The sequence below is a fragment of the Phycisphaerae bacterium genome (genome assembly GCA_012729815.1).
GTDB lineage: Bacteria > Planctomycetota > Phycisphaerae > JAAYCJ01 > JAAYCJ01 > JAAYCJ01.
This window is the reverse complement of sequence record JAAYCJ010000021.1, coordinates 22,468-36,261: the sequence shown is the minus strand read 5'-3', so window position 1 is coordinate 36,261 and position 13,794 is coordinate 22,468. Positions and strand designations below refer to the sequence as shown.

Here is a 13,794-nt window from a genome sequence, read left to right as displayed (position 1 = left end):
CGGCTAGACGAGGCCCTGGTCGATCATGGCGTCGGCCACCTTGACGAACCCGGCGACGTTGGCGCCCTTGACGTAGTCGACGAAGTCGCCGTCTTTGCCGTAGGTGACGCAGGCTTCGTGGATGGCGGTCATGATGTCCTTGAGTCGCTCATCGACCTCATCGCGGATCCAGTTCACGTGCATGGCGTTCTGTGCCATTTCGAGACCCGAGGTGGCCACGCCGCCGGCGTTGGCGGCCTTGCCTGGCCCGTAGAGGATTTTGGCTTCGAGGAAGACATCCACGCCGGCTGGGACGGTCGGCATGTTGGCGCCTTCGGAGACGCAGATGCAGCCGTTCTTGACGAGGGTCCTGGCGTCGTCTTCGGTGATTTCGTTCTGGGTGGCGCTGGGGAAGGCGACCTGGCAGGGGACGGACCACGGCCGCTGACCGGCGAGGTACTTGGCGCCCTTGAAGTGGTCGGCGTACTCGCGGATGCGTCCGCGGCGGACGTTTTTGAGGTCCATGACCCACGCGAGTTTTTCGTCGTTGATGCCGTCCATATCGACGATGGTGCCGTCGGAGTCGGAGAGGGTGACGCACTTGCCGCCGAGCTGGTTGACCTTCTCGACCGTGTACTGGGCGACGTTGCCGGCCCCGGAGACGGTGACGGTCTTGCCCTGGAACGTGTCGAATCGGGTGGCCAGCATTTCCTGAGCGAAGTAGGTGGCTCCGTAGCCGGTGGCTTCCGGACGGATCAGCGAGCCGCCCCAGCCGAGCTTCTTGCCGGTCAGGACGCCGGTGAACTCGTTGGTCAGCCGTTTGTACTGGCCGAAGAGGAAGCCGATCTCGCGCGACCCGACGCCGATGTCGCCGGCTGGCACGTCGGTGTGGGGGCCGATGTGCCGGAACATCTCGCTCATGAAGCTCTGGCAGAACCGCATCACCTCGTCATCGCTCTTGCCCTTGGGGTCGAAGTCGGAGCCGCCCTTGGCGCCGCCCATCGGCAGGGTGGTCAGGCTGTTCTTGAAGACCTGCTCGAAGGCCAGGAACTTCACGAGGCCCAGGTAGACGGTGGGGTGGAACCGCAATCCGCCCTTGTAGGGGCCGATGGCGCTGTTCATTTCCACACGGAACCCGCGATCGATGTGGATCTGCCCCTTGTCGTCCTGCCAGGGAACGCGGAACATGATGACCCGTTCCGGCTCGACGATCCGTTCGAGGATCTTGCCTTGCTTGTAGCGGGGGGTGGACTCGACAATCGGCATCACCGATTCAACGACTTCGCGCACCGCCTGATGGAACTCCGGTTCCCCCGGGTTCTTGGCGATGAGCTTCTCCATGAAACTGTCAACAAACCGAGACATGTGCGTGCTCCTTTACCGTTGCGGCTCTACGAGTCGATCAGACTCTGCGCCTGTCCTGCCAAAAGACTAAGTGTAGTATAACAACTGCTTAAAGTCAACATGAACATTATTATGTTAGCTTATTATAGTACGCATAAGATTTGCCTATAGTAGTCACGCTCAGGATAAGCTCTCGTGACTGGCCGGCGGCGGCGTCAGGGCTTTTCGAGGTAGCAGACGGCCCGCTGTTTGACCGCGTTGGCGTTGACGAGCAGGTGGCGCTCCACGTCAATGACCTTGACGATCTCGGCGTAGGCATCGGGGGCGTCGGGGACCAGTTCGGCCAGGCGGTTGGGCCTCTGGTGGAAGGAGTTTTCGAGGAAGCGGTGGCCTTCGCGGCCGGGGAAGATGGCCAGGTAGAGGATGTCGCGTTCGACCAGATCGCTGAAGAAGTGGGTGCCCAGTGAGACGTCGGGCACCAGGTCCTCGCGCATGGTCACCAGTTCGCAGAGGACGGCGGCCTGGTTGATTTCGGCGAAGGAGACGGGGACGCCGAGGGACGGGGTGGACGTGCCCCAACGGCCGGGGCCCAGGAGCATGATGGTCCGCGAGTCGTTGGGGCCTTCGGCGTGGACGACCCGGCCGACGAGGCGGGCGATGGCGTACTGCTCCTGGAGGGGCAGTCGGCTGTAGCCGGCGGGGGAGACGAAGATCAGGCGGTCGATCCGGTCGATGCGGCTGGGGCCGATGACCGGGCCGCGGCTCTCGAAGATGAGGCGGTCGGCGGGAATGTCAGCGGGCGGTTCGGCGGTTCCGGTGCTGCCGGAGACCTGGAGCGGCCGGCACTGGAGCAGATTGATCCGATAGGTCTGGTCCGGAAGGAAGTTGGCGGTGAATTCGACGTCGACCGGGTAGTGGTACGCCCGGTTGAGGATGGCCAGCATTTCGCGCATGTCGCGGACGAAATCGGTCTCGTTGAGCAGTTGGTCGAAGGTCAGGTTCCAGGTGAACAGGTCGCGCTTTCGCTCGCGGGCCAGGGCTTCGGCGGCTGGGTCGCGGGAGGCGATTTTTTCGATGGGCAGTGCGGGCGACTGGCGGACCACGTCGCGGAAGTCCATCGCCACAAGCTGGTTGGCCCCGAGTTCGAGCACGTCGACCTTCCGCTGGGCGTGACGACGGGCCTGGTCCGCCGACGCTTCGGGCTGACGATCGGGGGCGTTGAGGGCCACCAGGCGGGTGTAGTCGTCGTCGGTGCGGTCGACCGCGCGGGTGCCGAGGCCGAAGACCAGGCGGATCATCCCCGCCTCCGGGTCGATGTACTCGTTCCAGACGTACGGATTGTAGGAAAGCCCGACGCCCGCCAGGTGGGGGTAGAACAGGTGGCCGTGCAGCGAGCCGGAGACCCGCTGGACCAGCAGCGACATCTGTTCATCGCGGTCGAGCAGGCCGCGCTCGGCCCGGTAGCGCAGGGCGTTTTCGCTCATGGCGCTGGCGTAGACGGTGCGGACGGCGGACATGAAGTCTTCGAGCCGCTTGGCCCGCGAGCCCTGGTTGGCGCAGAAGACGCTCTCGTACTTGCCGGCGAAGGCGTTGCCGAAGTTGTCTTCGAGGAGGCTGCTGGAGCGGACGATGATCGGCGACTGCCCGAAGTAGTCGAGCATGTCGGAGAATTCCTTGACCAGGTAGTCGGGGAACACGCCGCGAAGGATCAGCCGCCGGCCTTCCTTGGCGGCCCGCAGGAAGTTCTCCGGGTCGTGCAGGCCCTCGCGGACCCACCAGCAGCCGTTGCGGACGAGGAAGGTGTAGAAGACGTCCGAGGCGACGTAGAAGGAGTCGTGGACCTCGAGCAGGTCGGCCCAGCGCGGGTCTTCCTTGCGGAGGATGGCCCGGGCCAGGAGCAGGCCGACGGCTTTGCCGCCGATCAGGCCGGTGCCGATCATTCGCCGTCCGACGCCGATCAGATCGGACATGGTGAAATAGCGGCCGGTCAGGTCCAGCATCCGCTGCTCGCGCGAGATCGCCATCCGCAGGAGGCGGTCGAAGTATCGCGTGCCCTCTTCGACGGAGCATTCGCGGGCGTGGGGGTTGTCGCGGAGGTGCTCGGCCTCGGCGAAGGTGCGGCTCCAGGCGTCCAGCCGTCGCGAACCGGTCTCAAGCTCCAGCGGCGGGCGCGACGAGAGGATTTCGGAGATGGTGGCGCTGTCGGCGACGGGCACGAACTCGTCGCCCTGCCATCCGTGCAGCATGTACATGGTCGGCGAGTAGCGGTGTTGGACCTTGATCGGGTAGACGTAGAGGCGGTCCTTGTGGCGGTAGACGTCGAGGAAGAGCTGGGTGGTCTCGATGATCGGCGAGGTGGCCTGGGAGGAGTGGTGGTCGCGGAGGAGGGCGAAGAACGCGACGGTGTCCAGGTCGAAGAGGTACGGGCAGGTGAGCACGAAGAAGTTGGCGAGCATCTGGTCGCTGTACCAGTCGGCCAGGAGGTCCGAGAGGCAGTCGAATACGTAGTACGCGCCGCGGCCGGCGTTTTCGATCACGTCGTGGATCTGGGTGAGGAAGGCCTCGAAGCCGTGCTCCGGCTGCAACTCGTGGATTTCGGCTCCCATGTCTTGGGTCACCAGCGGTTCGTGGCGGGCGAAGCGGAAGTAGACCAGCTTTTTCTGAGTGGCTGCGGCATATTCGCAGTACGGCCGGACGAAACGCAGGTAATCGTCGATCGAGTCGACCAGCCAGACGATGTTGTCGCCCGCCAGCACGCCGCCCAGCGCGCGGTCCAGTCCGGGAAGTCCGGAGCTCATCTGCTTGTTTTCCATGGCGATCTGCGCCCTTTCATCGGAGGTTCGAGGAAATCCCACGGTAAGGCTATCTTCGATCCGGCTGGATGTCCAGCATCGGGGTGTCCTGGGTCGCAGCGAGTTGGCGTCTGGTTGACATGCAGGGCATGGGGTGGTAGGATTTTAGAGACACTGATAAACGTTCCGTCACGGACGGTCGGCGCGCTACGGCGATCCAGGTTTTCCGCCGCTTCCGGCGGAGCCGCATGTTCTTATAAGGCGGGTAGTTATGTTGGCTTTATTCAACCTCGGGCCGCAGGAGTTGATTATCATTCTGGTTCTGGCCCTTCTGCTCTTCGGGGCCAGGCGTCTGCCAGAACTGGCCCGGTCGATGGGGCGGTCGATCACGGAGTTCAAGAAGGGGACCAAAGACGCCCTCAACGATGCCGAATCGCACGAGCCGTCCAAGGACGAAAAGGGCGGATCAGGGCCCGATCGGACCGAGTGATGAGCGACGAGGTTTCCCCATCGCGGCGGAGCGTTCGGCGGGATGACTCACCACAGGAGGTCAAGTCGTTCGGCGAGCATCTGGAAGACCTGCGGTGGGTGCTGATCAAGTGCATTATCGCGGTGGTCATCGCGACCGGCGGCTGCTTCTACTTCGCCAAGGACGTGGTGGGGATTCTCCAGAGGCCGTTTCTGCGGGTGGCGGCCGGGTCGGCCGAATCGCAGGAGGCGCTGCTTCGGGCGCTGCGGCCGGCGGAGACGTTTGTGGTGGGGGTCAAGGCGGCGCTGCTGGTCGGGGTGCTGATCGCAAGTCCGTTTGTTTTCTACCAGTTGTGGCTATTCGTGTCGCCGGGATTGACGCGGTCGGAGCGGCGGGCGTCGCTGCCGATTTTCGGGATGGGCGTGGTGTTCTTCTTTGTGGGGGTGGTATTCGCCTACTTTACGGTCCTGCCGATCTGCCTGAAGTTTTTCTGGAACTACACGCAGTACCTCGGCGTGCGGCCGGAGTGGACGATCGGCGATTACCTTTCGTTTGTGGTGCTGATGCTTTTATCGTTCGGACTGGCGTTTGAGATGCCGGTGGCGGCGGCGCTGCTGGCCAAGCTGGGCCTGGTCAGCAGCGGGTGGCTGGCCCGTCAGCGGAAGTACGCGATTTTCGGTATCTTCGTGGTGGCGGCGATCCTGACGCCACCGGACGTGATCTCTCAGTTGCTGCTGGCCGGTCCGATGGTGGGTTTGTATGAGATTTCCATCCTGACGGTCAGGGCCATCGAACCGAAGGGCTAGAGGCGGAGCGGCGTGGAAGCTAGAATTTTGTCATAGAGATACTTCGCATCACGCTGCGGGAAAGGAATGGACATGAAGGGGACGCGACGGGAGTTTTTGGGCCAGTCGGCCCGGCTGATCGGCACGGGAGTGCTCGGGGCCGCGATGGCGGGTCAGGGCCTGGGCCAGACGCCGACGAGCAAGCCGGCTGAGGGTGAGAAGGAGAAGGCGTACGACGGGCCGCTGCGGACCCGGACGCTGGGCCGGACGAAGCTGAAGATCAGCGAGATCAGCCTGGGTTCGATCGGGGCGAGCCGGTACGTCGTCCGGTACGCGGTCGAGCAGGGGGTCAACTTCATCCACGTTTCGCTCGGTTACGGTCAGGCGATCCACGAGGTCGCGGCCGCCTTCAAGGAGCTCAAGGAGAAGGCCAAGGGCGTCTATATCGGCTTGAAGTGTCCGCCGACCTCCGCGGCCGACGAGACGGTCGAGAAGGCGCTGAAGATTCTGGATCGCCAGCGGATCGACGTGCTGTTCTTCGACATTCACAGCCCGCCGGCGGTCGAGGCTGAGACGGTCAAGGCGACGTTCGACCGGCTTAAGAAGGCGGGCAAGGTGGAGTTTCTGGGCGTGACTTCGCACGGGCAGGTGCAGCCCTGCCTGGAGGCGGCGATCCGCACCGGGTGGTACGACTGCCTGATGCCCGCCTACAACGTCGCCCAGCGGAAGGAATTCGAGGCGGTCTTCGAGCAGGCCGGCAAGAAGGACATCGGGCTGGTGCTGATGAAGACGAGGGTGAGCGAGGACGATCCGGCCACGGTGAAGGTGCTGTTGGAGGACAAGGCGACGACGACGATCTGCAAGGGGATGCGCAAGCTCAAGTCGGTCAAGATCTTCGTTGAGATCGTCCAGCGCGAGGAGAAGCCCACGCAGGCCGAGATGGAACGGGTGGTTCATGAGGCTGAGTTGGCGGCGATCGGACGATGCGCGATGTGCGGGACGTGCACGCTGGCGTGTCCGGGCGGCTTGGCGGTCAACGACATCGTTCGCAGTGTCGATTATTACGTGGACACGATGCGGGACTTGGACGCGGGCCGGCTGAGCTATGCGGCGATTCCCGCGTCGGTCAACGCCGAGGGCTGTCGCGATTGCGGGCGGTGCGAGCGGGTCTGTCCGAACCGGGTGCCGGTGCGGAGCTTTGTCCGCCGATCGAAGGACGTGTTCAGTTGAGCGGCCGGACGGTGAGCCGAGGCCAGGAGCCGCCGCGACGCGAGCGCGTTGTCTCGTTGGTTTTGCTGGCGGTGCTGATCGTGGTGGCGGCGGCGGTGATCCGCGGTCGGCCGGTCGCGGTCGTGGTGGCGACGGCGGCCCCTTCGTACCAGCTTCCCGAGGGCGCGACGGCTGAGGGATGGGAGCGTTACCCAGCCGAGCGGATCTACGAGAAGATCAACGGGCGGGTCTCGCTGTTCGAGCGGCACGGGGTCGAGCAACTGGACTTTGCCACGGTGACGATGGGGGCGGAAAGCTACGACGTGTACGTTTACACGATGAAGAACAGCGATGCGGCGCTGGGCGTGTTCCTGGATGAGACGCCGGGCGGCGCGATGTCAATCAACGTGGGCCTGATGGCGGACGCCTCGGAGGGTTTGGTGCGGGCGATGGGGGGGCGGCATTACGTGTCGGTGATGCCGGTTCGTCGCGAGGCGGAGATCGCGCTGGCGGTGGGATTGCTCCAGAAGATCGTGAGCGGTCTTCCGGCTTCGGGCGGCGTGGGCGGCACGATCGAGCGTCTGCCGCAGGCCGACCGGGTGGAGGGGAGCCTGCGTTTCAACCGGGAGGGCATGCTTGGCCTGGAGTCGCTGGCGGGGAGTTTTTCGGCGGGTTACCGGCTCGGTGGGAAAGAGGTCGAGGCATTCGTGAAGCGCTTGGGCGATGATGACGGTTCGGCGTTTCTGGCTGCGCTGGGTGAAGAACTGGCGGAGTTCGGCGGCGAGGTGTTGCAGCGGGATGAGAATCGTTTTCAGGCGGATTTCTTCGGCCGGCGGCTGCTGGTGGCGCGGCGTGGCGATGCGGCGTTTGGGCTGACCGGCGAACTGTCGGAGCAGGAGGCGGCGGAGTTTCTGCGGAAGCTCTTTGGATCCTTCGAGGACGGCGATGGCGGAGCGTGAGGACAACCAGGATCAGCGGATTTCGCGGCGGGAGTTTTTTTCGAAGCTGGTTACCGCCTCGGCCGCGGCAGGGGTGACGCTGGGGGCTGGAGCGTATTTCCTCAATCGCCACGTGATTCCCGCGGGCAAGGCGGCAGGGCCGGTGCGGCCGTTTCGCGTGCCGGGCACCGAGGGCGTTTTCGCGGTGGCTCGCGGCGCGGATGGCCGAGCGATCACCCGCAGGGCGGTCGAACTGGCGGGGGGCATGGGCCGGTTCGTCGGCCGCGGCGAGAAGGTCTTGATCAAGGTGAACTGCGCGTTTGCGCGGTCGCCGTGGGTCGGGGCGACGAGTTCGCCGGAGGTGGTCGGCGAGGTGGTGCGGCTCTGCTACGAGGCGGGAGCGGGCGAGGTGGCGGTGACCGATTATCCGGTGAGCGACGCCCGTACGAGTTTCACGCGGGCGGAGTTGTTCGAGCCGGTGGAGCAGGCGGGCGGACGGGTGTGGCTGCCCGCGCCGTCGGACTTCCGGCCGGTGCGGGTCAACGACGGGACGATCGGCACGTGGGAGATGTTCGATGAGCCGCTGCGGTGGTGTGACAAGCTGATCGGCGTGCCGACGGTCAAGTCGCACAACCTCTCGCTGGCGTCGCTGGCGATGAAGAACTGGTACGGGTTCTTCGGCGGATCGCGCAGCCGCTTTCACCAGCAGATTCACCCGGTGATCGTCGAGCTCGGGCGGTTCATCACACCGACGCTGGTGGTGCTTGACGGCACGCGCAAGCTGATGCGCAACGGCCCGACCGGCGGCAGCGCCGACGACGTGGTTCCGGGCGAGACGGTGGCGGTTTCGACCGACCAGGTGGCGATCGACGCGTTCGGAGCGGAAATGCTCAATCTCAAGCCCGCCGACGTTCGGTTCATCCCGCTGGCCCAGCAGCGTGAGGTTGGGACGATGGACTATCGCGCCCTTGCGGGTTTTGCCGAGGCCGTCGTCTGACCGCATCCTCTCATTTGCTTCGGAATTTTTCTGTTTTCAAATCGTCCGATCAATGGCAAAATGATGTCCGGCATATGGATGCCGTTCCTATTGAAAGGAGTCAATCGATGAAGCGTATGATGACGAGCGTGAAGGTGCTGACGATCGCGGCGGTGGCTCTGGTCATGCTGCCCGGTTGCTGCGCGACCTGCCTGATCGGACCGCTGCTGGCCCTGCTGGGTCTGACCGCGCTGCCGGCTGCGGGTCAGTAGACCCGGTCGGCCATAGCGGCAGGGGGGTACGATGCTGGACTTCGGCGTTTCACCGCGAACAGCCGAGGCGCTTCGCGCGCGGATGACGGCGTGCGGTCTCGATGAGTCGCAGCTTCAGGAGCGTTTCATTCGCTCTCAGGGGCCGGGCGGCCAGAAGGTCAACCGCACGAGCAGCTGCGTGCGCCTCAAGCATCTGCCCACCGGCTTGGAAGTCAAGATGCAGCAGTCGCGGAGCCAGCGGCTCAACCGTTTCTACGCGCGTCGGCGGCTTTGCGAACTGCTCGAGTCGCGGCAACTCGGGGACGCCAGTCCCGAGGCGATCCGGCAGGAGAAGATTCGCAAGCAGAAACAGCGTCGCCAGCGCCGCTCGAAGCGGGGGAACGGCGGCTGAGCTACTCTCTCAGCAGAGCGTCGCGTACTGCTGGTGATCCGGAACGGTGAAACAGAAGGTGGTTTCCTGTCCGGGGACCGACTCGAACCAGATCCTGCCGTGGTGGCGCTCGATGATCTTCTTGCAGATGGCCAATCCGATTCCGGTGCCGGGGTAGTCCTGGCGGGTGTGGAGCCGCTGGAAGATCACGAAGACCCGGTCGGCGTACTCGGCGGGGATGCCGATGCCGTTGTCGCGGACGCAGAAGAGCCACTGGTTTTCCTGACGCCGGGCCCAGATGTGGATGGCCGGCGGTCGCTCGCCGCGGAATTTGATCGCGTTGTCGATCAGGTGCTGGAAGAGCTGGAGGAGTTGGGCCTCGTCGCAGACGACCACCGGCAACTCGTCGGCGGTGATCCGGGCGCCGGCGTCGCGGATTCGCTCCTCCAGGTTCTCGACGGCCCGCTTGAGGACGGGCCCGGCGGCGGTGGGCAGGAAGGGCTTGCCGCGGGTGTGGACGCGTGAGAAATCCAGCAGGTCTCGGATCAGCCGCTGGAGCCGCAGGGCCGAGTCGACCACCAGTTGGATGTACTGGTCGGCCTCCGGGCCCAGTTTTTCCTTGTAGCGGATTTCCAGGAGCTGGACGAAGCTGGTGATCGTTCGAAGCGGTTCCTGGAGGTCGTGCGAGGCCACGTAGGCGAACTTCTGAAGCTCGGCGTTCGAGCGGGCCAGTTCCTCGGTGCGCCGGCGCAGGGCCTGTTCGGTCTGCCGCCGTTCGGTCACGTCGCGAGCGGTCACCAGGTAGAGGGTCTGGCCGTCGAGGGCGACCGGAAAGGCATTGGCCTCGATGATGCGCCGTCTTCCGTCCCGCCGCTGGATGGTGAACTCGCGGGTTTCCGCCGCCGTCCGGTCCCGCGTGACCCCGAGCAGCCGGCGGGCCTGCTGGGCCTGCGGGGCCGGCAGCACGTCCAGCTCGTGGAAGAGCCGGCCGACCAGTTCCTCGCGGGGGTACCCGCTCATGTCCACCACGGCCCGGTTGACGTCGACGAGCCGGCCCTCCGAGTCGGCCAGGACGTAGGGGTCCGGACCGCGGTCGAAGAGCAGGCGAAATCGCTGTTCGCTGGCCTCGAGGTCTTCCTGGGCCTGTTTGGCCGCGGTGGCGTCCTCCATGATCGCCGTACCTCCGGCCAGTTCGCCGGTGTCGGCGAAGACCGGAGCGAACTTCACCCGCCAGTAGCGGGCCTTGTCACCGGAACCGGGTTTGTGCCAACCTTCCCAGTGGCCCGTGCGGCCGGCCATGCACTCGTCGTAGGCGGCGCGCATCTGCGGATCGCGGATGCGTTCGGACACGCACAGGCCCATCAGGTCTTCGCGGGTCCGGCCCAGCAGTTGCGGCAGGGCATGGTTGACCGCTGTGATTTTTCCCGTCCGGTCGAAGTGGGCGATTCCCGCCGGTGAGTTCTCGAAGATTGCCCGGTACTTCTGCTCCGACTCGGTGAGGGCGTTTTCCACCACCTGACGCCATTCGAGTTCGCGTTCGAGCTGGCGGTTGCTCTGGAGGATCTTCTCGCTGCTCTGGTGGACCTGCCGCTGGAGGTCCTGCTGGCCCTTCCAGACCGCGTCCAGGTCATGACGGATGCGGAGCAACTCGGCCGTGACGTCGTCGAGGAGTTGCTCGGGCAGGTTTTGGCCGCACTTGTCGCGCAGGCTGCGCACCATTCCTTCGACGGCTTGGAATCGCTTGGTTAGTTCCTGGTTGCTCATGCCCGACTCCCTGGCGCAAATCTCTTGCTGAAAACATGGTGTGCTTGCGGCTCCACCAGGAGCGTCGTAGCGGCACGGTCCAACGTTCACACACTGCGTCGCCACAGCCGACGGGTCGGTCTGCAAACCGAGCGTCGCCCATGGCGCCTCACTACCGACTGCCCGGCCCGCCAATCGGACAGTTCTGTCTACCGTACCGTGTTGTTGGAAAGACCTGTGGAACGTGCGTCGGCATCCGCCTTCCGCCCCCCGTTCCCGCTGTTACAGCGCCAACGGTCCGTCCCGATGATGCCGGCATTTTACCACAACTCAGCGTTTTGCCAAGTGAAATCTCGACGAATTCGCAGGGGTCCGATAAACCGACTCCGGCGGCGGCGCGCCTGGTCCGGCCGGCATGGAAAGACGGGGTTATTGCGGTAGATCGCCCTCGGCGGCCTGTTGCGGAATCACGAAGTGGAAGCTGGCGCCCCGGCCGCGGTCGGACTCGACCCAGATTCGTCCTCCGTGTCGCTCGACGATCCGTTTGCAGACGGCCAGCCCGATGCCGGCGCCCGGGTAGCGGTCCTGGGAGTGCAGCCGCTGGAAGATGACGAAGATGCGTTCCGCGTACTCCGGTTCGAAGCCGATGCCGTTGTCGCGGACGCAGAAGTGCCAGCCGCCGTCACGGTTTTCGGCGGTGATCCGAATCTCCGGGTCGCCGTTGCCCCGGAACTTGAGGGCGTTTTCGATCAGGTTCTGGAAGAGCTGGACGAGCTGGATTTCGTCGGCCTTCAGAGTCGGCATCGCGTCGTAGAGCACCTTCGCCCCGGTTTCATCGATGCGGGACTGAAGGTTGCTCAGGACCTGTTCGAGGACCTTGCGGCACGAGACGGCCGCCCGTGGGTGGCTCTGGGTGCTCAACCGCGAGTAGGCCAGCAGTCCGCGGATCAGCGCCTGCATCCGCCGGGCCCCCTCGACGGCCTGGTTGATGTACGTGTCGGCGTCGCCGTCGAGCCGCCCGCCGTAGCGATGCTGGATCAACCCGAGAAACGAGGCGACCATCCGGAGCGGCTCCTGCAGGTCGTGCGAGGCGATGTAGGCGAACTTCTGGAGATCGGCGTTCGACCGGGCCAACTCCTCGCTGCGGCGATGCAGGGCTTGCTCGGCTTCGCGGCGGGCGCTGACGTCCTGAAGGATCGCCACGCCGCCCTGGATCACACCTTCATCGTCCTGGATCGGGGCAAGGTGGGCGCTGAGGGACAGCGTCTTGCCGGTGAGCATGGAGGTGTATCGGCCGTCGTAGGTGGCGCAGCGGCCGGCCAGAACGGCCTGAATCGCTTCGCGCATCTGCGGATCGGCCATCCGGGCGAGCAGTTCGGACCCGATCAGGTCTTTCCGGTCGCCGTCGAGCATCTGGAGCAGCGCCTCGTTGCCGGCGGTGATCACGCCGCCGGCGTCGAAGTGACAGATACCCAGCGGCGAGTTCTCCACGATCATGCGGTATTTCCGTTCGGACTCCCGGAGTGCCCGTTCGGCGACCTGACGCCACTCCAACTCGTCGCGAAGCCGGTCGTAGGCCTTGCCCAACTCCGCTGTGCGCTCGTGGACCAGGACCTCAAGCCGCTGCTCGATCCGTTCGCGCTCGAGCCGGCGGCTTGCCGCCTCGATGATCTCAGCCGCCTGTCGGGCGTACAGGTCCAGGTGCCTCAACTCCCGGTCGCTCGGACGGTGCGGTTGGCGGAAATTGACCGACAGCGTGCCCAGGAATTCGCCCGTTCGGGTGAACAGCGGGGTCGAGCAGACCGCACGGTAGCCGGCCCTCGCGGCCGCCGCCCGCAATCCGCGTTCGGCGTAGACCGGGTCGGACCGCACGTCTTCGATAATCACGCGGGCCCCGCGCCGCCAGGCGCAGCCGCAGGCCGCAAAACCGGGATGCGCCTCGCAGAAGAGGTCGGCGTATCCCGGACCGTAGCCGATGGCCGCGTCCATCGTCAGCACGTTGCGCCGATGATCCAGCAACTGAATGCAGCCCATTGTCGAGCCCAGCAGCGACACCGACGCCTCCAGGATCTCCCGAAGGAGTTCGTTGAAATCGACCTCGGGCGAGAGCCGCGTGCCCAATTCGTGCAAACGGACCATCTCCTTAAGCTCTGCCGCCAGTTCCTCGCGGACGGCGGCCAGCTCGCGTTCCGACCGCTTGCGTTCCTCGATTTCCTTCCGCAGGGCGGCGTTGGCCTCGGCGAGTTCCTGAGTCCGCTGGCGGACCCGGCACTCGAGTTCGTCCTGGGTCTCGCGCTGAAGCTGGAGTTGCCGCTGTCTCTCGACGGATTCCCGAACCGCCTGAAGGACCTGGTCGAGGTTCAGCGGTTTGGTCAGATACCGCCAGGCCCCGCGCCGGACGGCCTCGGCCGCCGTCTCCACCGAGGCGTTACCGGTCAGGATCAGGACGCCCATGTCCGGGTTGGTGTGCTTCAGCGGTTCGAGCAGGTCCATTCCCCCAGCATCCGGCAGGTGGATATCGAGCAGAACGGAATGGATGCGGGCCAGTTCCGCAGCCTTCAAGGCCTGCTGAGCCGTCTCGGCGGTCTCGACCCGGTAGCCCTGGTTCTCCAGGACCACCCGCAGAGTCTCGCGGATCGATTCCTCATCATCCACGACAAGCACGGCGGGCTTTTCACTCAGTCGTTTTGACGTGCCATCCGCCAACGGGTTCTGGCGAAACGTCCCACTCACCCTGATCCTCCCGCACCCTGGAAGCTGCCAACCACCCTGAATACGTGCAATTGTACAGCCAAATCGCGACTTTGACAACCCTCGGTTTTTCTGTACGCCGTTGCCCGCTCAAGCCCTTGGCCCCGATGATTTTTGCCTTGTGTGGAATTGCGGGAGGCAAGACAATAAAGTATTCATACGAGTT

At 64.9% G+C, this 13,794-nt stretch carries 11 protein-coding genes; 7 read left to right on the top strand and 4 right to left on the bottom strand.

The window, feature by feature from the left end; translation table 11 throughout:
* Positions 1–3 precede the first annotated feature (3 nt).
* Positions 4–1,344, bottom strand: coding sequence for an NADP-specific glutamate dehydrogenase (gene gdhA / locus GXY33_01725; protein ID NLX03842.1), 1,341 nt, complete (start codon positions 1,342–1,344; stop codon positions 4–6).
* Between the two features lie 194 nt (positions 1,345–1,538).
* Positions 1,539–4,136 carry a pyruvate, phosphate dikinase gene (locus tag GXY33_01720; protein NLX03841.1) on the bottom strand — a complete coding sequence of 866 codons (2,598 nt, stop codon included), beginning with the start codon at positions 4,134–4,136 and terminating at the stop codon, positions 1,539–1,541.
* 250 nt (positions 4,137–4,386) lie between these two features.
* Here GXY33_01720 and tatA point away from each other — a divergent pair, with 250 nt between their 5' ends.
* The 7 genes from tatA (at position 4,387) to GXY33_01685 (ending at position 9,155) form a co-directional block, all read left to right on the top strand.
* The gene (gene tatA / locus GXY33_01715) at positions 4,387–4,605 is read left to right on the top strand and encodes a twin-arginine translocase TatA/TatE family subunit (GenBank protein ID NLX03840.1); all 219 of its coding nucleotides are present in this window, start codon (positions 4,387–4,389) and stop codon (positions 4,603–4,605) included.
* Entirely contained in the window at positions 4,605–5,390 is a 786-nt protein-coding gene (tatC, locus tag GXY33_01710) for a twin-arginine translocase subunit TatC (protein ID NLX03839.1), read from the top strand. Before tatA ends, tatC begins: the two co-directional genes overlap by 1 nt.
* Before the next feature lie 72 nt (positions 5,391–5,462).
* A complete protein-coding gene (locus tag GXY33_01705; protein NLX03838.1) occupies positions 5,463–6,599 on the top strand; it encodes a hypothetical protein in 1,137 nt (378 codons plus the stop codon).
* Positions 6,596–7,537, top strand: coding sequence for a hypothetical protein (locus GXY33_01700; GenBank protein NLX03837.1), 942 nt, complete (start codon positions 6,596–6,598; stop codon positions 7,535–7,537). The genes GXY33_01705 and GXY33_01700 overlap by 4 nt, the downstream gene beginning before the upstream one ends.
* Complete coding sequence (locus GXY33_01695; GenBank protein ID NLX03836.1) at positions 7,524–8,513, top strand: DUF362 domain-containing protein; 990 nt, start codon at positions 7,524–7,526, stop codon at positions 8,511–8,513. The genes GXY33_01700 and GXY33_01695 overlap by 14 nt, the downstream gene beginning before the upstream one ends.
* Before the next feature lie 107 nt (positions 8,514–8,620).
* The gene (locus tag GXY33_01690) at positions 8,621–8,764 is read left to right on the top strand and encodes a hypothetical protein (GenBank protein ID NLX03835.1); all 144 of its coding nucleotides are present in this window, start codon (positions 8,621–8,623) and stop codon (positions 8,762–8,764) included.
* A gap of 31 nt (positions 8,765–8,795) precedes the next feature.
* The gene (locus tag GXY33_01685) at positions 8,796–9,155 is read left to right on the top strand and encodes a peptide chain release factor-like protein (GenBank protein NLX03834.1); all 360 of its coding nucleotides are present in this window, start codon (positions 8,796–8,798) and stop codon (positions 9,153–9,155) included.
* Between the two features lie 9 nt (positions 9,156–9,164).
* Here the strand turns inward: GXY33_01685 and GXY33_01680 are convergent, their stop codons facing one another.
* Positions 9,165–10,898 (bottom strand): PAS domain S-box protein, encoded by a 1,734-nt coding sequence (locus tag GXY33_01680; GenBank protein ID NLX03833.1) that lies wholly within the window; start codon positions 10,896–10,898, stop codon positions 9,165–9,167.
* A gap of 408 nt (positions 10,899–11,306) precedes the next feature.
* The gene (locus GXY33_01675) at positions 11,307–13,610 is read right to left on the bottom strand and encodes a response regulator (protein NLX03832.1); all 2,304 of its coding nucleotides are present in this window, start codon (positions 13,608–13,610) and stop codon (positions 11,307–11,309) included.
* Positions 13,611–13,794 lie beyond the last annotated feature (184 nt).